12 protein-coding genes are annotated in these 20,729 nt (G+C 37.5%); 7 read left to right on the top strand and 5 right to left on the bottom strand.

The window, feature by feature from the left end:
• Nucleotides 1-72 precede the first annotated feature (72 nt).
• Both PL11201_RS01760 and PL11201_RS01755 read left to right on the top strand, forming a co-directional pair.
• On the top strand, nucleotides 73-5,178 hold the full coding sequence (locus tag PL11201_RS01760) for an nSTAND1 domain-containing NTPase (RefSeq protein ID WP_159451498.1): 5,106 nt from the start codon (nucleotides 73-75) through the stop codon (nucleotides 5,176-5,178).
• Between the two features lie 199 nt (nucleotides 5,179-5,377).
• Entirely contained in the window at nucleotides 5,378-5,842 is a 465-nt protein-coding gene (locus tag PL11201_RS01755) for a DUF29 domain-containing protein (protein ID WP_079676934.1), read from the top strand.
• Between the two features lie 89 nt (nucleotides 5,843-5,931).
• Here PL11201_RS01755 and PL11201_RS01750 read toward each other — a convergent pair whose 3' ends face one another.
• On the bottom strand, nucleotides 5,932-7,461 hold the full coding sequence (locus tag PL11201_RS01750) for an FkbM family methyltransferase (protein ID WP_159451497.1): 1,530 nt from the start codon (nucleotides 7,459-7,461) through the stop codon (nucleotides 5,932-5,934).
• A 207-nt stretch (nucleotides 7,462-7,668) separates the two neighbouring features.
• Between PL11201_RS01750 and PL11201_RS26370 the strand changes: the two genes are divergently transcribed.
• Nucleotides 7,669-7,815 carry a hypothetical protein gene (locus PL11201_RS26370; RefSeq protein WP_159451496.1) on the top strand — a complete coding sequence of 49 codons (147 nt, stop codon included), beginning with the start codon at nucleotides 7,669-7,671 and terminating at the stop codon, nucleotides 7,813-7,815.
• Between the two features lie 72 nt (nucleotides 7,816-7,887).
• Here the strand turns inward: PL11201_RS26370 and PL11201_RS01745 are convergent, their stop codons facing one another.
• Nucleotides 7,888-9,012, bottom strand: a complete 1,125-nt coding sequence (locus tag PL11201_RS01745; RefSeq protein WP_079676932.1) for an FkbM family methyltransferase — start codon at nucleotides 9,010-9,012, stop codon at nucleotides 7,888-7,890.
• 134 nt (nucleotides 9,013-9,146) lie between these two features.
• Between PL11201_RS01745 and PL11201_RS01740 the strand changes: the two genes are divergently transcribed.
• From PL11201_RS01740 to PL11201_RS01730, 3 genes are all read left to right on the top strand, one after another.
• Complete coding sequence (locus PL11201_RS01740) at nucleotides 9,147-11,564, top strand: tetratricopeptide repeat protein (RefSeq protein ID WP_079676931.1); 2,418 nt, start codon at nucleotides 9,147-9,149, stop codon at nucleotides 11,562-11,564.
• Nucleotides 11,565-11,660: 96 nt separating this feature from the next.
• Nucleotides 11,661-12,995: an IS701 family transposase gene (locus tag PL11201_RS01735; RefSeq protein WP_079676739.1), complete on the top strand. Its 1,335-nt coding sequence runs from the start codon at nucleotides 11,661-11,663 to the stop codon at nucleotides 12,993-12,995.
• A gap of 249 nt (nucleotides 12,996-13,244) precedes the next feature.
• Entirely contained in the window at nucleotides 13,245-13,964 is a 720-nt protein-coding gene (locus PL11201_RS01730; protein WP_079676930.1) for an FkbM family methyltransferase, read from the top strand.
• A 144-nt stretch (nucleotides 13,965-14,108) separates the two neighbouring features.
• On the opposite strand, the gene PL11201_RS01725 is transcribed toward PL11201_RS01730, so the two are convergent.
• The 3 genes from PL11201_RS01725 to PL11201_RS01715 form a co-directional block, all read right to left on the bottom strand.
• Nucleotides 14,109-17,171: a glycosyltransferase family protein gene (locus PL11201_RS01725; protein ID WP_079676929.1), complete on the bottom strand. Its 3,063-nt coding sequence runs from the start codon at nucleotides 17,169-17,171 to the stop codon at nucleotides 14,109-14,111.
• 10 nt (nucleotides 17,172-17,181) lie between these two features.
• Nucleotides 17,182-17,841 (bottom strand): tetratricopeptide repeat protein, encoded by a 660-nt coding sequence (locus PL11201_RS01720; RefSeq protein ID WP_144017643.1) that lies wholly within the window; start codon nucleotides 17,839-17,841, stop codon nucleotides 17,182-17,184.
• A 143-nt stretch (nucleotides 17,842-17,984) separates the two neighbouring features.
• Nucleotides 17,985-18,290, bottom strand: coding sequence for a hypothetical protein (locus PL11201_RS01715; RefSeq protein ID WP_079676927.1), 306 nt, complete (start codon nucleotides 18,288-18,290; stop codon nucleotides 17,985-17,987).
• A 198-nt stretch (nucleotides 18,291-18,488) separates the two neighbouring features.
• On the opposite strand from PL11201_RS01715, the gene PL11201_RS01710 reads away from it, so the two are divergent.
• The gene (locus PL11201_RS01710) at nucleotides 18,489-20,729 is read left to right on the top strand and encodes a glycosyltransferase (RefSeq protein WP_079676926.1); all 2,241 of its coding nucleotides are present in this window, start codon (nucleotides 18,489-18,491) and stop codon (nucleotides 20,727-20,729) included.

Here is a 20,729-nt window from a genome sequence, read left to right as displayed (position 1 = left end):
GGGAGTTAAGGTTAAACAGCCGATTTCAAGATCAACCGTCGGATGATCACCCCGTCAAGGAGATTCATAAAAATGGCACTTTACCCCGTAAACAATACAATCAGCCATAATCATCAGCAGATTCATACCTTAGTCAGAGCAATAACGAAAATGCAGGGCAGTTTTTCGCTCTTGCTGTTGCGATGCAATTATGAAAGTTTGCGGGAAAAAATGGTCGCCGAACTCAAACAGGAATGTTCCCTGACCTTCACAGAACTTAAGTTAGCTCCTGGGAGTCAAACCCTATATGGTTCAATTAAGGCCGAACTAGAGCCCAATTATCCCTCAGTTTTAATAGTTTATGGTTTAGAATCTGTTGTTGCGATCGATGAACTCTTGCATTCGGCTAATTTAGTTAGGGAAGCCTTTCGTAATTTTCCCTTTCCTTTAGTCCTATGGATTAATGATAAATTATGGAAAAAACTCAATCGTAATGCTCCCGATTTTACCAGTTGGGCAACAACCTATGAGTTTTTACTCAGTTCTGATGAATTAATTGAATTTTTAGAGGAAAAAGTTTCATCGGTTTTTACAACGGTTTTAGAAGCAGGTTCAGAACGATTTTTACCCACAACTAATATTTTAGGCTCGGAATCAGGAACCGAACTGCAAGCGGCTTATCAAGATTTAAAAAGTCGAGAAATTCCCATCGATCCCGTTTTGGAAGCTAAGTTAAAATGGGTTTATGGTCGCTATTTTTATGTAAATCAACAGGTTACTCTGGCGTTACAACAATATCAACAAGCTTTAAGATTTTGGCAACAACAATCACCACCAGACCCAGAAATCGTCGGTGTCAATGGAATTTCAACGGGTTTTAAAGATTGTTCTAATCCTCTATTATGGGAAGGATTAATATTATTTCATATTGGTTTATGTTGGTGTTATTTAGCCGAACAACACCGTGGCTCGAATGGTGAACGGGAATGGAGACAAGCGGGTGTTGCCTTTGGACAAGCCATAGAAAGGTTTGAAGTCGCCCAACGTCAGGATTTAGTTGCTAAGTTTCTCAATAAAATTGGAGAAGTTTTTATCCATTTAAAAGATTGGAAAAGTCTGCAAGAATTAGCTTTAAAAGGTCGCAAATTACATCAGGAACTCGGGAATAATTTTTTGATTCCACTAGCCCAGGATTATGGATTTTTGGCGAATGTAGCTCTACAGGATCACGACTGGCAAAATGCTAAAGAATTAGCTAATGTAGCCTTAGAAACTCTGATTTTAGTAGCAAAGGAAAATCCCGATAATCCCTGGATTGATCAATTAGAAAGTTTTTTCCTCTATGTGTTAGCCCAGGCGTTAGAAAAGCAGGGGTTAAAAAAGGAAGCAATTCAAAAATTAGAACAGGCGGCAGAGACGATTAAGAAGACCCTTTTAACCGTTAATTTAATTTGGTTGTATCTGCAAATTTTGCAGATGTTAAACCGCCTTTATTTTGAATTGAAAGATTATCAAGAAGCCTTTAAAATCAAGGAAGAATATCGCAATCAATCAAGTGCCTATGGGTATAATGCCTTTGTGGGAGCCGGACGATTACAACCTCGGAAACAAGCTCTGACTTCTACTTTAGATCCGAGTGAAATCACCGCCAATTTTACCGATGAAATTACCGCTTCAGGACGGGAAGAAGCCATTAAACATCTGTTACAAAGGATGGCGAGTAGTCATCATAAATTAACGGTGATTTATGGTCAATCTGGGGTAGGAAAAAGCTCGATTTTAGGAGCCGGATTAGTTCCCGCCTTGCAGCAAAAAATTATTGATGCGCGGATTAGCTTTCCCATTGTGATTAAAACCTATAATTGTTTTATCATTGAGTTAGAACAAAAACTGCTGAACAGAGGGTTAGAAAATTCGGCTGTTCCCGTACCCTTGGTGTTAGAGAGTGACTTGTATTTGAAACACACCGAAGAACCGGAAAATCAAGATTATGCAGAGATTTTAGTAAGGGTGATTGCACAACTCAAGGAAAATGCCAGACAAAATTTATTGACGGTTTTAATTTTTGATCAATTTGAAGAATTATTTTTTGTTCAGTCTCTAAGATTACAAAGGCTATTTTTTGAGTTTTTACAAGATGCCTTAAATTTACCATTTGTGAAAATAATTATTTCCTTGCGAGAAGATTACTTACACTATTTACTAGAAGGAACCCGCCAGGTTGATTTAGAAGCCATTAATAATGATATTTTAAGTAAAGATATTATATTTTATTTAGGAAATTTTAGCAAAAAAGAAGCCCATAACGTCATCAAGAGTTTAACTGATCGCGCCCATTTTTATTTAGAAGATGCCTTAATTCAAGCCTTGGTTAAAGATTTGGCAGGAGAAGCGGGAGAAGTTCGTCCTATTGAATTACAAGTGGTCGGGACTCAATTACAAGCAGAAAATATTGCCACGTTAGAAAGCTATCAAAAACAAGGCCCGAAACAAAAGTTAGTCGAACGGTTTTTAGAAGAAGTTATAGGGGATTGTGGCCCAGAAAACGACGCCACGGCGCGGGTGGTTTTATATGCGTTAACCGATGAAAATGATACCCGCCCTTTAAAAACACGCCTGGAATTAGCCGAGGAGTTAAAACAAAAACTACATCGAGAGCAGGTTCTAGGCCCGTTAGATATTATCCTTTATATTTTAGAAAAGTCTGGATTAGTCTATCGAGATATTGGAACTACTGGAGAATTTTATCAATTAGTACATGATTATTTGGCAGGATTTATCCGCCGACAAAATAGAAACGAACAAGAAGAAGTCATCACAAAACTGCAACAGGAAAAAGCCCAACTGATTCAAGAAAAAGAAATAGGCAAAAAACTTTCAGAGGAACAGGAAAAACGCCACCAAGCCGAAGCAAAAAATCGTCGTTTAGAACGATTAATGGGATTGATTGTAGGGGCGGTTGTAATTGGTTTTGCTGCTACCCTTTATATCAACGGGCAGAATGAAGTTAAAGCTAGAGTTCAAGCCTTAACCTATGCTAAAAATGCCCTGTTATTAGCGGATCAACAAGATCAATTAGGGGTATTAAAAACCACCGTGCAGATTGGTAAAAATACCTTAAAAACCAAAGCTCCAGAGGAAACAAAAACAGAAATTTCCCAGGGATTAATGCAGATGATTTCTGGGATTCAAGAAAAAAATCGATTAGAAGGGCATACGGGAAGCATTTTAGGAGTTAGTTTTAGTCCCGATGGTCAGCAGATTGCCACGGCTAGTATTGATCGGACGCTCAAAATTTGGAGCATTCAGGGCAAGTTATTAACTGAATCTTCCCAATTTCCCCATAAAAGTCCGATTAACAGGGTTCGTTATAGTCCCGATGGAAAAATTATTGCCACCGCTACAGCCAGTGTCAATAACCCGGAGCAAAATCAAGTTTTATTATGGACAGTAATGGGAACTCCCTTGCAGCAGCGTCCCATGAGACATCTAGCCGTGATTAATAGTATTAGTTTTAGCCCCGATGGCAAGAAAATAGTCACTTCTAGTAATGATAAAACAATTAAATTATGGGGTTTAGACGGAACATTAATTCGTGAATTCAAAGGTCATACGGATCGGATTTTTGATGCAGAATTTAGTCCCAATGGTAAAACAATTGCCAGTTGTAGTAAAGATGGAGAAATTAAAATTTGGTCGCTTGATGGTCAACTAATTCGCACAATTAAAGCCCATAATCAACCCATTTATGATCTCGATTTTAGTCCCGATGGTAAACAAATTGTTTCCGCCAGTGGCGATCGCACCCTCAAGCTTTGGGATGCGGAAACAGGTCAGGAAATTAACACCCCGATCAAGGGTCATAACGATGATATTTTAACGGTCAATTTTAGTCCCGATGGTCAATTTTTGCTCAGTGGTAGTCGCGATCGCACGGTAAAACTCTGGAATTTAAACGGGGTATTACTCAAAACCTTTATTGGACATCGAGATAGTATTTGGGGTGTGGAATTTAGTCCCGATGGTCAAACCCTAGTATCCGTCAGTGCTGACACGACCGCCCGCATCTGGGATCGGAGTCGAGATCCCTTAAATACGACCTTACAGGGTCATACAGAAGGGGTGTTGAGTGTGAGTTTTAGCCCCGATGGTCAAAGTTTAGCCAGTGCGAGTGAAGATAAAACCGTGAAATTATGGGTCGCCACCGAGCCTCTGAAATATACTTCACAGCCTTTTTCGATTTTGCCCCATCCCAGTAAAGTTAACTGGGTGAGTTTCAGTCCGAATGGTCAAGAAGTTGCCACCGCCAGTGAGGATAAAATAGTGCGACTCTGGACAAAAAAAGGTCAGTTGTTGCAAGCACTTTCCGGTCATACTCAAGCAATTAAGGCCGTGACATTTAGCCCTGACGGTCAGACTTTAGCCAGTGCCAGTAAAGACAAAACCGTTAAACTTTGGGACAAACAAGGAAAATTGATGGCCACTTTGCTTCATCAAGATGCTGTTTGGGATGTCCGTTTTAGTCCCGATGGTAATACCTTAGCCACATCTGCAAGTTTTTTTGAAAGTCCTATCAAACTTCCCAGTAACGGTATTACCCTCTGGACAAAAAAAGGTAAAAAATGGCAGCCGACCTTAGAATTACCTGCGAAAAATCCCGTGGCAACTTTAGCTTTTTTGGGCAATTCTGAACAAATCGCCGTGGCTGAAGATGATGTGGTCAGGCTTTGGAATCTTCAAGGGAAAAAACCCCTCGCCTCTTGTCCTCTGGGACATAATGCTCAGGTACAAAGTTTAAGTTATGATTCCCACCGAGCAATTTTAGCAACAGCTAGTGATGATAAAAAAGTCAGACTATGGGAAATCAATGACGGTCTTTGGGACACATCGGCTTGTGATCAGATTCAACCTTTAATTGTTTTACAACAGAATGATTTTGTGAATAGTATTAGTTTTAGTCCGGGAAATACCGGAATTCTCGCCATTGGCAAGGATAATGGCACCACGATTCTCTGGAGTTTAGGGAATTTAAAGTTAGAAACTCAGATGGGACAAAGTTGTAAATGGCTTCGAGACTATCTCACCACCAACCCAACCGAATTACAGGGACACGACCGGAAGTTATGTGATTATCCCGTAGAAGCAGGTTCTTCAAGATTTGATCCAATTCACAGATCAGCCAAAAAACCTGCCCCATAGACCGTCAGACCAACCAAAGATCAGATAAAGATCAACGGGTTAATTAAAAAGTGATTGCCAAGCCCTACAGCAGTGGGTTTTAAATATCAAAAATTAGATGGGGGAAAGGCTATGGAATTTGCCACAATTAATTTATCGACTCCTCTACAATTAACGATTGATTTAATAGTTATTACCTAAATAATTTATAGTTATTACCATGAATTCTAAAACAGTTCCACAATACGAACAAGATTTTTATGGCTGGACACAGTGGCAAGTACAGGTACTAGCCAACAGACAAGTATCAGAATTAGATTGGCAAAACTTACAGGAGGAGTTGGAATCTTTGGGGAGACAGGAATACCGAGAATTAGTCAGTCGTCTTACTGTCTTGTTAGGGCATCTCCTCAATTGGCAATATCAACCAGAAAACCGTTCTCGCAGTTGGTTTCTGACCATCAGAGAACAACGCCGTGCCATTAGTCGCCATTTTTATCGTAATCCTAGCTTAAAGTCTCGCATAATTGACGCTTTAGAAGATGGCTTTGAAGCAGGAGTTGATTTGGCACTACGAGAAACAAACTTGCCATTGAGAACTTTTCCAGAACAATGTCCATACAATTTTGAGGAAGTTATCGCAGATAAAACTATCTGCGATACTAGCCAAGATTGGGAATATTGAACACCGGAAGTGCCTTGAAAATTAAGTTTCACATCAGGAAAATGGCATAAATCAAACTATTTGGCGGTTGCCGTTACAATATATCCTCCCTAATCTTCAATGGTTTCTGCCAGAACTTTTGCTAATAATTTAACTATTGCTGCATTATCGGATTTGGATTTTTTACTCACGGTGATTTCCGGTTGGTATTGAACTTGAGTTAATTGAGTTTTAGCTTGTTGTAGTTCGGTTTGCAGTTTGGTGATTTCTTCTTTCTGTTGATGAAACTGGGAAACATATTGTTCTAACTCGACCTGCACTTCATCTAGTTGAAATTGAGTTAATTCTAATTCTTCTCGAACTTCATGCAGTTCGGAACGAGACTGGTCAAATTCTTTCTGCGTTTGTTTAAGATTAGTTTGAGACTGGTCAAATTCTTTCTGCGTTTGTTTAAGATTAGTTTGAGATTGTTCTAATTCCGTTTGGGTTTGTTTAAGATTAGTTTGAGACTGGTCAAATTCTTTCTGCGTTTGTTTAAGATTAGTTTGAGATTGTTCTAATTCCGTTTGGGTTTGTTTAAGATTAGTTTGAGACTGGTCAAATTCTTTCTGCGTTTGTTTAAGATTAGTTTGAAATTGTTCTAATTCCGTTTGGGTTTGTTTAAGATTAGTTTGAGATTGTTCTAATTCCGTTTGGGTTTGTTTAAGATTAGTTTGAGATTGTTCTAATTCCGTTTGGGTTTGTTTAAGATTAGTTTGAGATTGTTCTAATTCCTCCAATATTTGATCCCGTTGAGATTCTAACTCAGCTAAATCCTCTGTACTCTTATGCAGTTGAACTTGGGTTTGTTCTAATGTTATCAAAATGTCTTGGTACTCTAATTGTAAAGTTTCCAACTCCTGTTGGGTTTCTTGAAGTTGTTGGGATATTGGGGATAGAGGTTTAATGGGTTGAACTCCATCCTCTGGACTCACTGTTTGACGCACATAAAATGCTTCTCCCCAAGCGGGATGGTAAGGAGTCTCCTCTGCCACACAGTCAAATTGATAGTCGGTGAGAAACTGATTAACTTCTCCTGCTAATGCGCCTCCTTCAAATAGTTCTTGATAGTGAATATTGGTGTAAATAGCATCTAGGTTATTCAGGAGTTGGGTAGCACCTTCCAAGGCTAAAAGTTCAGCACCTTGGATATCGAGAATTAGAATATTAAAGTCACTGGGAGAGAGGTTCAATTCTTCAAGCAGAGTATCCAGAGTTCGCGAGGAAAGGGTGAGTTGTTGAATTTCTTTAATATTGGGGTAAATTTCGCTGTACTGTTTCCAGGGCAAGATAGAACTGCTAGACTCCAGGGAGGTTAGGTGCAGGGTAACGGTGTCATTATGGTTGGCAATAGCAGCCTGAACCACTTGAATATTGGGACTATCGGCAAAATTAGCTTGTAGTCGTCCGACGGCGCTGGGGTTAGCGTCAATAAGTAGGGTTTTAACCGTATTGGGGAGGTTGAGGCGTTTGAGGGTTTTGCCATCGTAAGCACCAACCAAGATAATGCCGCGTGGGGTGATGTTGTGGTGTTGGCAGAGGTCGGGAAAGTTGAGTTTCATGGAGAGGGTCGCTTGAGGTCTAATGATCTGAGTTTCCATTGTATCAGGTAGTAGAATTGAATTAAAGGAAACCATTAATAACTGAATTTAAGCAGGTGTTTATATTACCTCGCGCACACAAAGAAATTTGTTGTTGGGCTTTAGCCCTCTATTATTGCGCTTAAGCGAAACAGCAAAACGTGTTTTTATTGTTACTTTATTTATGACCATCTACTTATCAAGCTCACTGCTAGGAGTATCAATTTATTGATTATACAAGCTCTTTTGGGAATAATTAAAGTACAATTATATAGTGGAGATGCGATCGCGATCACACCAAAAATTCAAGAAAAACTCCTCAAAAATCCTGTTATAATTTTTGCTCGGATTGAAAGCATGAGCATCACAGTTTAATTTCCTGAATAACTGTTAGTTGCTTGTCGTGAAGAAGTTGATAAGTAGAGAAATTAGTAGCCGTATTTTTTATTATAATTTGCAGTCATGGTAGTTACAAAAATACTCTAATACTCGCTGATAATGACTGATAGGAATTTCGGGATTCAGAACTTTGAGGATATCCAAATTGTAGTACCAATCATCCCACTGGCACTCTATACGTTGGTAGCCATAACTAGAAAGAAGTTCAAAAATAGCTAATCGCTTATCAGCTACATAGTTATGTTCAATACAAGCTAAAGCAGGACGCCATTTAGATAAATTGAAACATTCCAAAACATCAAGCTCTGCACCTTCTACATCTAAGCTTAAAAAATCAAAAATTTCGGGAAAATCGTAAAGATTTAAAATATCTTCTGGACGTGCTGTTATAACCTTAATAGTACCACTTTCAGAAACAAATTTTTCTCTCCTTGAAGCGTGAAAATCAGTTGATGAGAACTCGGAGATTGTTCCATAAACACTATCAGGTATGAATTCAACTATTTGCCCTGATTCCTTATAAAAGCAATATGGAAAAGTTGTAGCTGTGCGGTTTGCACAAAGTTTTTTAAAAAAATCTGGATTAGGCTCTACACATATACCAGACCAAGAAAAGACTTTTTCCAAGCAAAAAGTATTATTTAGATCTACTCCATCTGTAGAACCAATTTCCAGAAAAACCCCTAGTTGTTTGCCTTGGGTCATCATAACAACCCATTTATCTTGATTTAATTGACTTTTGTAATCAATGAAATCAAAAATTTGCAAGGATTCTGAATGGTTGATTTCAATGGCTTTTTTATGATTTGCGATCGCTTTTTCCCACTCTCCTTTCTGAACCCAAGCATTTCTTAACTGTTCATAATACTTATGATAACCTGGTTTTAATTTTAAACCAGCATTCAATACTTCTATGCCTTGGTTTAAACAGCCACTTTTAACTAATGCCCTTCCTAATTGATAGTGAGACAAAGCAGAATTGGAGTTTAGTTTTATTGCCTGACGATAATGAATGATTGCCTCTTCCCAGCGCCCCAACCCTTCAAGAGATTCTCCCAAATTTTGGTAGGCTAGATAAAAAGCAGGGTTATGTGCAATTACGCTTTGGTAAGCTGAAATCGCCTCCTCTAACTTCCCCTCTCGTTGCAGCTTTCTCGCCCTGTGAAAAATCATGATTCCTATTGGAGTTGTGCTTATTGGTAGTATATCAGCTTTTCAACATCCACCCATCCCCCAAGGAACAAAAACTGCTCCACTGTGTCTCCAAATTATGGTAAACTAACCTCAAAGCTGGAAAACAGACAAAGATGAAGTTAGAGAAATCCAATGATAACGCTATCAGCACAAATGCTGAGTTAATTGATTTTTATATCAACTTAGGCTCATTATATGAACAAAAAAAACAGTGGCCATCAGCAATTGCTCATTATCGACTAGCTCTTAGAATCAATCCCAACTTGGCCATTGCTTATAAAAAGTTAGCAGACCTGTGGTATAAGTTAAATAGATTTGATAAAGCTGCTGAGGCTTGGTACAAAGCTTTTGGTCTAGACCCCTCATTAATTGAAGAATCACCAGAATTTATCGATTTCATTAATCAGCTAAAAAGCCAAGTTAGGAGTCAAAAAGCGATCGCCACCTATGAGCATCTATTGAAAGTAAATCCCAATTGTTTACAAGTATACAGAAGCTTACGGGAAGTCCACGGAACTGAGTTAGATGCTTTGTTAGAACGTGCTGAAACATTAGCTGAGTCGGAAAATTTGCAAGAAGCTATTGCCACTTATTGTCAAGCATTAGATACCAATAACTTGATATCTAATGAAATCGCAATTAATTTTTATGAAAAACTCTTAAAAGAGCCGGATATTTTAACTAATACTTATTTGACTTTAGGGATTGCTTTAGCTCGCAATGGAATGATAAATAAGCTTATTTCATCTTATCAAGAAGTGATTGAAACTGAATCTTACCGAAATCAACTATATCATGATTTAGCAATAGCTATATCTCAACAAGGCTTGATAGATCAAGCTGTTGCTTGCTTCTCTGCTGCTGGGAAACAAAAAACAGAACCAGAAATTTATGAGACTATCTGGAAATCTTTAAATGCCTTAAGTTCCTTTGATGAAAATGATCCACTCTATCAAATTGAAATTCAGCCAGAAGTAGCAGAAGCTTACTTTAGTCAAACTAGCCAATATAGAGTGATCAAGATATGGGAGTTAACTCAAGAAGATAACAACTTTTTGTTATCTTCAGGATTATCAATAGAATATTTACAGTTAATGGGACAAAGTAGTGCAGCTTTAGAGCAAATTTATATTAATAGTTTTAATTGTGAACAACCCATCAACTTTTCCGAAGAAGAACCATCTATCGCTACTAATCGTGAACATATTGATCGATATTTTCAGCAAACTATAGCAGAAACTGGTTATCTTTATGTAATTTGTCCTACTAGTGGTAGAGTTCTTCGTTCAAATCAATCTTTTTCTTTACAATGCCGACGTTCTGGTTCTTGCCCGCAAAATAGGCGTGAGCAAAGAAATATATATCGCTTTGTTGGAGAACAGGTATTTTATATTATGTGTTCTCCTTTCTTCTGGCAAAAAAATTTCCTTTACTTTCCCAAATTAGAAGCTATAATTATTCTGAGGCATTCTGCAATTATGAATACTTTTGATTACCTGATCTTTAATACATTTAAAGCATACGCAGTCAGTTTTTGGAAAGATTTTGAATCTTACCTTTTATCCGAATCGGCGAGAAAAACAGCAGTTATCTTGGGTGTTTTTAGTAATATATCTCATAATTTGTGGATTGATTTCGGTGGATTAAACTACATACAACAAACAAAAAGACTACATAAAATAGATACTTTTTTGGCGGGAACTTGGGATTATTTTAAGATAGAATTACTTTTTCCAGAAATTTCTTCAGATAAAATAGTGAATTTTTCTTCAGCAAAAGATTCTGATAATTATGATCTTTTTAAATTTCTTTTAAAAGGTAATTATTTTTGCTTCACTCCCTCTGATTTCATACTGACTGAAGATTTTGTGCAAAACAGAATTTATCCAGCGGGTCGGAAAAAATGCTCTCAAGATTTTTTGCAACAGTTAGAAAAAGCTAAAAGTCATTTTCCGCTTATCTTGTTCCAAGTTCGCACTAATCAAAGATCATGGTTATCTCAAATCCAGGGAACAGCAAATTTAATTAAACAATTTTATTTGGATTATCCTGATTTAGCAGTTTTGTTTGATGGATGGTCTACTGTGGAAGGCGTAGAAGATCCCAATGAACAAAGGCAAATTGAGAAAGATCAAGAAGTTGTCAAGAATATTTGTTCTCTACTCCCATCAGAAATTCCGATATACAGCACTGTTGGTAGTTCAGTGTATGAAACTATTCTTTTTGCTACTGCTATAGATTTTTATATCGCTCCGACTGCTTCAGGGATACTTTTTCCACTGATTGCCAATAAGCCAGGAGTGCAGTTTATGAATACAGCTTTTCATGAAACAGGTGTAATCAAGCAGTTCGAAGACAGAGAGAATTTTATCATGCCTACTCTGGTTCCAATTGAAAATATTTTTAATGAAACGAGTCCTGGAAGTTGGGATAGCGATTTTGATTATGATTGGCGCGTGATTTATGATATAGCCCTGAAACTTGTGCAATCGTTAGCTGATGCTAAAGATAAAAATAGATTATTCAGTTAGTTTAAGTAGGTAGGCGTAATTAACCCTCTTCTGTCAGTCTCCTAGAAGTAAAATTAGAAAATAAACCACATGGGTAGCTAGAAGGGGGATAGGGTAATGGATGTAGAATTACAGATTATCAAACATTTAGCCAGAGATGCACAACCAACAGTTTCAGTGATTGATGAATATTGTCAAGGTTATAAAGACCTATTCCCTGAAGTTAGAAGTTACGAATGTTTTAAATACTTACATCTAGGAATCATCTCACCAATTCCGAGAAAATCTTTACCGGAAATTGCTAAAATAGTAGGAATTAGGTCGCCGCAATCACTCCATCATTTTTTAGCCAATTCGCCTTGGTCAGCAAGGGAATTAAAGGAAAGAAGATTAGCTCGAACTCTAAAAGCATTGAAAGAAGAGAAGATTATAGTAATAATTGATGAAACAGGAGATAGGAGAAAGGGTAAAAAAACCGACTATGTAGCCCGACAATACTTGGGAAGTGTGGGCAAAATAGATCGGGGAATAGTATCAGTTAATGCTTACGGTGTTTATAAAAATATAACTTTTCCTTTAGTGTTTAGAGTATTTAAACCCAAAGGAACATTAAAAGAAGGAGATGTCTACAAAACTAAGATTGAAATCGCATCAGAAATCCTAACAGAGTTGGTTGAACTGGGATTTCAAATTGAATTGGTATTAGCAGATAGCCTTTATGGTGAAAGTAGTTCGTTTATCAGTACATTAGATAAATTTGGATTACCTTGGGTGCTGGCAATAAGAAGTAATCATGGAGTCTGGATGTCAAGCGAGGAGAAAGTTAGAGCAAACAAATGGTGTAAATTTGAGAGAGTTTTTAGCAATGGAGAATCAGAAACCCGATATATTAGAGAAATTATATTTGGAAAAAGAAGTCCGAGAACCTATTGGGAAATCACCACAGATCCAGAAACAATGCCAGAAGCCTCAACTTCATTTGTCATGACAAATTTAACAGAAAATAGGAACCAGATAAAAAAGACATTAGGTAATTTATACGGGTTAAGAACATGGGTGGAATATGGATTTCGACAATGTAAACAAGAACTGGGTTGGACTGACTATCGGTTGACGGATTTTCAAGATATAGAAAAATGGTGGGAAATCATTTTCTGTGTGTATTTAATGATTAGTTTCAACTCCGAAGTTTTCCGGTCTTTAAGTCAAGGAAGTCCCAGAGAATCGGAGAGCAAAAAAAACACCACAGATTGCTCGAATCACCAACAATGGAATCATAAAGAGGGATGGAAAAATGTTTTAAATAATTTGCGTTTAATAATTCAGCCTACTATTATATTGTGGTTGATTGCCCCGTGGTTAGATGTTTTTCCTGATCGTTATTTATTGCTTGGGTTTCATAAATTAATTCAGAATATTAATCAATTTCAATCTTATTTTCCCAATGGATAACTCTACTTTTTATTACTTGTTGGTTTCGGAGACTGACAGAAGAGGGTTAAACCTAACTATGTAGATAGGGCAAACCCTTGCTGTAAATAGCTTTCATCCATACTGGGATGGTGGGATATTCTCGCCCACCTACTTAATTGAGTCTTTAACTATATTTTTAGCATACTAGGTGATTGAAACCTGGTTTCCTCGCTATTTTGCACAAATCATGTTATAATCCTGATCGAATCCTAATAGGAGACTGCCATTATGACTAGACTGCCAACCAAATTGTCAACCTTGCAATATATCAAAGATCATATTGACTTTAATCCAACAATAATTGATATTGGTGTTCAGTATGAAACAAAAGAACTAAAAACAGTGTTCTGTGAATCCAAGCACCTATTGTTTGAACCTGTTTCTGAATACTACCCATCTATAAGGTCTAACTATGTAAATATTGATCATCAAATTTTTGAAATTGCACTTTCAAATTGCAATCAAGATTCCTTTTTGTCAACCCGCTCATTATTTGGAAGTGGCCAAGTATCACACAGTAATATTTCCGATGAAGAATCATTAAATACCCGACCAATTACAGTTAGAAAGCTAGATAGTATTATTCCTGAAATACAAAGAGAAACTACCCTTATTGAACCTTTTATTCTTAAAATAGATGTTGATGGAGTTGAACTACAAATTTTAGAAGGTTCTACTGAGACTCTAGCGAAAACATTCTGTGTAATAGTAGAAACTCCTTTAAATGTAGAAGTTTCTCATTTAAACATATTTTCAGAAAGGTTTTTTTTCTTACATAATAATGGATTTGTTCTCTGGGATATAGTTGACTTTTGTTATTACAAAGACAACCTAACTCAAGTAGATTTGGTTTTCTTAAGCCAATCTTTCAAAAGAAAATTAGATTTTTCTCCCTGGTCAGATGGCAACTTTCAAGCTACCGAGTGGGTTACATTTCTTCAAAGTTAGAGGATTTGACTCAATAGCCCGTTAATAAGCTATGATCGTCTACTCTAACTTCACCTTTTTTTTACTTGGTTTTCTCTGCTAAAATATGAAGTTATCTTACAGCATCTCGCTTTCTTAAACCAATTATTAATCTTTCAGATGTATCTATAAACCCTTATAAAAATTAGATTCTGCTATTTTTTTAAGCCAACCTTCAAAAGACAAATCAATATCATTTCGACGTTTTAAAAGATAATCCGAAGCTGCTTTGATTTGGTTTTCTTTGTTCAAGACTATTTCTGCCTCGTGAACATCTTTAACATATAAAGGATAGTTTTCACCTAGATATTCGACAACACTTGGTAAAGGATTAATTAAAATTGGTGTACCCCGTGCAATACATTCAATCACTACGTTGTTAGCTGCTGTTGCATACAACAAACAAAGTACTACTGAGCTTGATAGTAGCGAATCATACTCCTGATTACTCACAAATTCAAGCTCAGTTACACTATCATTTCGATAGTCACCGAAAACTTCAATTTCTCTTCTCATATATTCTCTAGTACAAGGCTTAATTAAAATTAACTTCTGATGGCTTTCAGTATGTAACTGGTAAATAGACTGAAGTTTTCGTAACCAGTCTCCTACTTGAACAACACGCGGGTATTTCTGATATGCCGTGAAATCAAAAAACTTTACATGATTTAGTTCAGTCGGAAAATTTACTGCCAAAGTGGGTAGGTCAGGATACCATTCTTGCAGGTCTTTTTGCAAGTCTTGAGTAAGACAAATAAGTCCTTTACAAAATGGTAAAGAGTCAATCCATAGTTGAGTTTGAAATATATACTCTGGAGAATTATATGGCTCGAACCAGACGGGCGAATCAAAGGGAACGTGGATTACCCCTATCCATTCTTTGTCTAACGGTTGGGGATTAGTTGATGCCGCTTCTCCTTCGTGATCTCCCCATACAAAATACCGCTCGATAAATGGAATAAATTTGATTCCATCTTCCCTAACATCAAGGGGGAGTAACGAATCAATTAATTTATTGAATGAGTGACGATGCTTCCCAAAATTGTGCGTCAAGCCCCATAAATTCAGTTTTGGTTTGAATGGCGTTTGGTTCCCATGATTAACTCTAAAAATTGAATAGCTTGACTCCTCAATGTTATTTATCTTTAACCTAAAATAAAAACTTTCGACATACTCAATTTCTATTTCACGATGGAGTTGCTCTAAATTATTAGCTCGTCTATTATGGGAAGTCAAATTGATGTGATAATAAGACAAGGGTGCAGCGTTTAAATATCCACGCTCTCCAGCTTTAGTGACCTTAAGCCAAAAAGCCCAGTCAGCATAGGTTCCGTAACGTTTCTCATCAAAAAATCCATAAATGTCATGGAGTTGTCTCCTCCAGATCGGCATACAATGAGGTAGGTTATGGGGTTTAAGTTTATATATCCCGTTTTCCATTATTTCTAGGTGAGCCAAACTGGTGAAACCAAATTCACCAGATTCGTCTGCGTACCATGGTTGAGAAGAATCGATTTTTTCGATATTAGTTACATAGGTTTCAAAGGGAACAAGTGCCGATGATGCCACGCATAGATGAGGATTATTGCGTAAATCTGCGACAAGCTCCACGACGTGCTTTTGATGCCTAAGATCATCTACGTTAGCATTTGATACAAATTCAGTTTGTGCCAAACGAACGCCAATATTCCAACACTCGTAAAGACCAGGATCTTCCTTGTTCCAGAACAGGATTGCATTTCTATTTCTGTAAAGCCAATCGTTAATACAATCAGCTTCATAATCTGAAAGGGTAGAAATAAATGCGAAATGATCAATTGTGTCTGAGTAGCCGATTAGTTGTTCACAATTAGCAAAAAAACTTTTTATAAAATTGTCTGATTGATAAACGGAGGTAATTAATGTACACAAGCATTTGTTTTCTCGATTTTTACTTCGATTAACAAATGATTGATCTACAAAATTTTCATATCTTTGAACCAGTAACGACTTGTAATCTCCAGTAATTTCAGGGCAAAGAATTTCACTGTCACTTGGATTCTGTATTACATAGCTACGCACATCCAAGAGTATGAATTCCGTGTAATCTGCTATTGAACTGGTAAGTCGCGATGGGTCGGAAACAATAGCTAATCTATTAAAACTCCACTGATTTCCTTTAACCAGTTGGAAAATGAATTCATCTACTGTGTTATTGAGTTTTGCGAAATAAACATTTCGGTTAACTAATATTATAGGTCTCAACTTTGAAAATAAATTTTCAAGGTCGAAATCTGTGACAAAAAACAAGTCAAAATCATGTTCTTTGGCAAACAATTCTATAGAAAACAACGAGTAAATCAATAGTTCATTCAATGGCTCTAAGAGGGTTATATAAAGTTTTTTTCGTCTCCTAGAATACATTTCGTAGGCAGGAGGATGATACCCTGTTTTTAGCCATTGAGAAGAAACCCAGGGTATTCCAAAACATTGAAAGGGCTGATTTCTATGCCGTACGCAATGTAGACCTAACCGATCTTGATTTGATACCTTTTGATTTTGCTCTTTGTAAAACTCATGTGTTTTCACATCTGATTCGTTGTGATGTATTTTTATATCAAGACATGGATTATATACCTGAAAACCTGATGTCACCAAATCGTAAGCCAGCATCAAATCACAATGCACTTCTCCCATTGAATAGAAATTAGCTTGAGGTAAATTAATTAGATCTGAAAATATCCAACAATCTGCAGAAATATTATTAGGTAATCCTGTAGGTTCATAAGTGAGTTGCCAAGCAGATTTTATATAATCTCGACGAGTCAAGGCATAAACTACCTTACCATCTTCCTGGCTAATACTATTAAGACTCGATATACATAGTGCAACATCATCATCACCACCAAAACTTATATCTGCATTCATAAGAGCGCATATACAGTTCTCACTAACAATTAGCTGATTTGCGTAACTAATGAGCATTGAGAATGTTGGGCGATGTTCTACATTAATGTACTTAAATTTTTTAAATTCATAACTGATATCTTTGCACAAATTTTCTAGCACGGTTAAGTTATCTTCTGAGATAACGTGAACTTCTGCTATATGTGAATTTTGAGCATGCTTTTTAAACGCTGAAAGAATCGGCTGAGGTATGGATGCAGTTTTTGCGCCAAGGGTAGTAATTACAATCAAAGATGTTTTCATAATATTTGCTCTATTGGATAATTAAATCAAGACACTTTTTAGCCGGCAAGCGCTCCCGATATCCAGAAGCCGCCACTCTCTTTAAGAGTTGTATCCCCCGGTTTCGGTTGCCTCGATTTAGATTATTTAATGCTAATGCTAAAGTTATATCAAAGCGGGATGGATCTTTTTTAAACTCGGCTTCAAGAAATTTAGTTAGATTAAAACTTGATAACTGATCTTGATGTTCTACTTGATTGCTTATAGCGTAGTTTCGATAAAACTTTTCGTAATAACTAAGCAAGTTAACCAACCAATCTGGATCAGTAGGGAGGGAGACATTCACAAGATTGAAAAAATCATCTATATCATTTATATGATTTTGCTTCAAGCTCTCCAACAACAACCCCAATTCCTTCTGCAACCAACCCGCCGACGGTTTCAACTCAATTGCTTTTTGATACATCTCAACCGCCTGATCTAACCGCCCCAACTTCCCCAAGGTTTCTCCTAAATTCTGATAAGCCCCATAAAACTGTGGATTCTGATCAATCGCCTGCCGATAAACGACCACTGCCGCCTCTAACTTTCCTTCTCTTAACAGTTGATTCGCTTGTTGAAAGGCTGTCACGGTCATAAATTCCACACTCTCAAAAAATAGGGGTTGCTGCTCTGGGATTTGTCTCAACAAAAGGAATCCTATCACAGTTTCAACCTAGAAATCGATAGGTACGATTGGCAGAAGGACGATTAACCTGTGCAAGAGTTCCCTGGTTCTAAGATTTCCGTTGTTCACGGTTCTGCAAATCTGTTTTTACAGCCTGCACAAACACCTTAGAACGCTCCAAATCCGCTTGAATCCGTTGTATGTAACTTCAACTTTATGCCCTCTACCCCTGATTCAGCATCCTGTTGAGGCAAGGGAACCTCCGCCATAGAGGTGTCCGATCCCAATTTAACCATAACTTCTGCCATCTTAACCAGACTCTGATCCCGTAAAATCCCATATATTGTTAACTGCTCTTGCTGATCAATAATTTGGGTTCCGGTTTCCGGTGCATCCAGATTAAACGCCAGTAACCCTTGAGATTCCATAACAGGAACATTAATTACTTCTTGAATGTCAATCACTTTTTTCATTTCTGGCAGCTAAATCCTGAGTTGTCTGTCAAAACTTGTCTTTTGATTCTACAGCATTACAGTTAATAATCAAAGCCTAATCAAAAAGAATTACCGTTTTTATCCCTTAGTTGGAAACTCAACCTGATGATGTGCTAATCTTACCTTAGAATCTCAAAGTAGTCTTGGTGGATATTTCTCAAAAGGAGAGAATTAATAATGGAACCAGAATATGCCACAACTAATGATTGGTACCAAGCCAATCGTCCCCAATTAAAAATATATCGGGGCCAATGGATCGCTTATACTAATAAAGGGGTAATTAGTCACGATCGCGATTATCGAAAAATGAAAGATGGGATTCCTCCAGATACTCCTAAATTGAGTTATACGATTGAGCGGATATATGAAAGTGAATTTATTGAACCCGCTAAGTTTTATCCGGTGAGAATGCGATCACTACATAGTTTTAATGTTGTTTCTCTTAATTCATCAGATTCATGGCTGTGGGCTACTGCTCAACTACCTGCTCCTAAAAGAGTCTTCAACAGTTCATCTCAGACATCACTGGCTAAAACTAAAACTAACTTCAAAGTTTCAGCTATTGTTTCTACATACAACTCTGAAGAATTTATTCGTGGTTGTTTACAGGATTTAGTTGGGCAAGAATTGTACAAAAAAGGTGAGCTTGAAATTATCGTTATTGACAGTGCTTCTGAACAAAATGAACAATTAATTATCGGAGACTTTCAATCCAAATATCCAAATATTATTTACGAACGCACACTGGAGCGGGAGACGCTTTATGCTAGTTGGAACCGAGCTATTAAGATTGCCAGAGGAGATTACATCACGAATGCTAATACGGACGATCGCCTGCGCCCTGATGCTTTAGAAATCATGGCAAATTACCTAGATACTCAACCAGAAGTTAGTCTAGTATATCCAGATCAATTAATCACGAATACTGTTAATGATACTTGGGAAAAAACTAAGGCGGATCGGCAGTGGAATTGGCCATCATTTAACTACAGCGAATTAGAGAATCGCTGTATTATCGGCTCTCAACCAATGTGGAGAAAATCTCTGCATGAAAAATATGGTTACTTCCAACCAGAATTTACATCGGCTGGTGACTACGAATTTTGGCTAAGAATTGGCAAAACAGAAAAATTGGCTCGCATTCCAGAAACCCTGGGATTGTACTACGAAAATCCACAAGGATTAGAACATTCTTCAAGTGTCGGACAACAGGAAACACAAAAGATACTAGAAGAATATGGTATTACCCAACGGGGTGTCATCCCAAAAACTTCCATCCCTGTGCCTATTTCTCCATCAGAACTAAACGCACTACCCTATCGCAAAATAGGGCAATCAACTGTTAACAGAGGTCGCCCGCTTGTTAGCGTCATCATACCCACAAAAGACCGCCCCGAAATGCTTGCCCAAGCTATCCAAAGTGTTCTTAATCAAACATTCACGGAATTAGAAATCATCGTAGTTAATGATGGTGGTGTTGATGTACAATCAGTCATATCGCGTCTCAATACTAAGGGTAATATTGTCTATAAAAAACACGATCGCGCTCTCGATCGCTCCGCCGCCCGTAACACTGGCATCCGCGCCGCCCGTGGTAAATACATCGCCTACTTAGATGACGATGATAACTACTACCCCAACCACATCGAAACCCTAGTAAAATTCCTAGAAAATAGCGAATATAAAATCGCCTACACCGATGCTGTCATGGCGCAACAGGAAAAACAAAATGGTGAATATGTGACAATTAACCGTAGCGTGCCCTACTCCCTAGACTTTGACAAGGACAAAATCTTAGTGAGCAACTGCACTCCTAACTTATGTCTAATGCACGAAAAATCCTGCTTAGATGAAGTGGGTTTATTTGATGAAACCCTATCAACCCATGAAGATTGGGATTTGATAATTCGGCTATCTCGCAAATTTGACATCGCCCATATCAAAGAAACTACCTGCGAATTTACCCAAAGAAATGATGGCACTAACACCAGTAGCCATAACCGAGCAGATTTTACTCGCACGAGGGAGATTATTTTTAACAGATATCAACCGTATGCAGAGGCTAACCCCACTATTTTAGAGGCGCAAAAAGAGGCTTTTATCGCAGAAGCAAAAGAGTTAGCCCAGCAAGTACAGAATCTACAATCTCAAGTAGTACAAAAAGAGTCACAATTACAGCAAACTCAAGCAGAAAAGTCTGGGTTATCAGTGCAAGTGGAAACTTGGCAACGCACAACTCAGGAGGTACAAGCTAAATTAGAGGCGACTCAATCGGAAAAGGAGTGGGTAAAATCTCAGTTGAATAGTTGGAAACAAACAGCAGAAGAAATGCAGTTAGAATTGGATCGATCGCGCTTAAAACTGAAACAAGCCCAATCACAATTAGAGCAATCGACACTAAATCTGATGAATTCCTGA

This window comes from Planktothrix sp. PCC 11201, from assembly GCF_900009135.1.
In the GTDB taxonomy this organism is placed as follows: domain Bacteria; phylum Cyanobacteriota; class Cyanobacteriia; order Cyanobacteriales; family Microcoleaceae; genus Planktothrix.
This window is presented reverse-complemented; position numbering and strand designations above follow the sequence as displayed.

Bases quoted from the DNA above. Each gene is read 5' to 3' on its own strand.
- PL11201_RS01760 (WP_159451498.1), top strand. From the start codon at position 73: ATGGCACTTTACCCCGTAAACAATACAATCAGCCATAATCATCAGCAG.
- PL11201_RS01755 (WP_079676934.1), top strand. From the start codon at position 5,378: ATGAATTCTAAAACAGTTCCACAATACGAACAAGATTTTTATGGCTGG.
- PL11201_RS01750 (WP_159451497.1), bottom strand. From the start codon at position 7,461: ATGGAAACTCAGATCATTAGACCTCAAGCGACCCTCTCCATGAAACTC.
- PL11201_RS01745 (WP_079676932.1), bottom strand. From the start codon at position 9,012: ATGATTTTTCACAGGGCGAGAAAGCTGCAACGAGAGGGGAAGTTAGAG.
- PL11201_RS01740 (WP_079676931.1), top strand. From the start codon at position 9,147: ATGAAGTTAGAGAAATCCAATGATAACGCTATCAGCACAAATGCTGAG.
- PL11201_RS01735 (WP_079676739.1), top strand. From the start codon at position 11,661: ATGGATGTAGAATTACAGATTATCAAACATTTAGCCAGAGATGCACAA.
- PL11201_RS01730 (WP_079676930.1), top strand. From the start codon at position 13,245: ATGACTAGACTGCCAACCAAATTGTCAACCTTGCAATATATCAAAGAT.
- PL11201_RS01725 (WP_079676929.1), bottom strand. From the start codon at position 17,171: ATGAAAACATCTTTGATTGTAATTACTACCCTTGGCGCAAAAACTGCA.
- PL11201_RS01715 (WP_079676927.1), bottom strand. From the start codon at position 18,290: ATGAAAAAAGTGATTGACATTCAAGAAGTAATTAATGTTCCTGTTATG.
- PL11201_RS01710 (WP_079676926.1), top strand. From the start codon at position 18,489: ATGGAACCAGAATATGCCACAACTAATGATTGGTACCAAGCCAATCGT.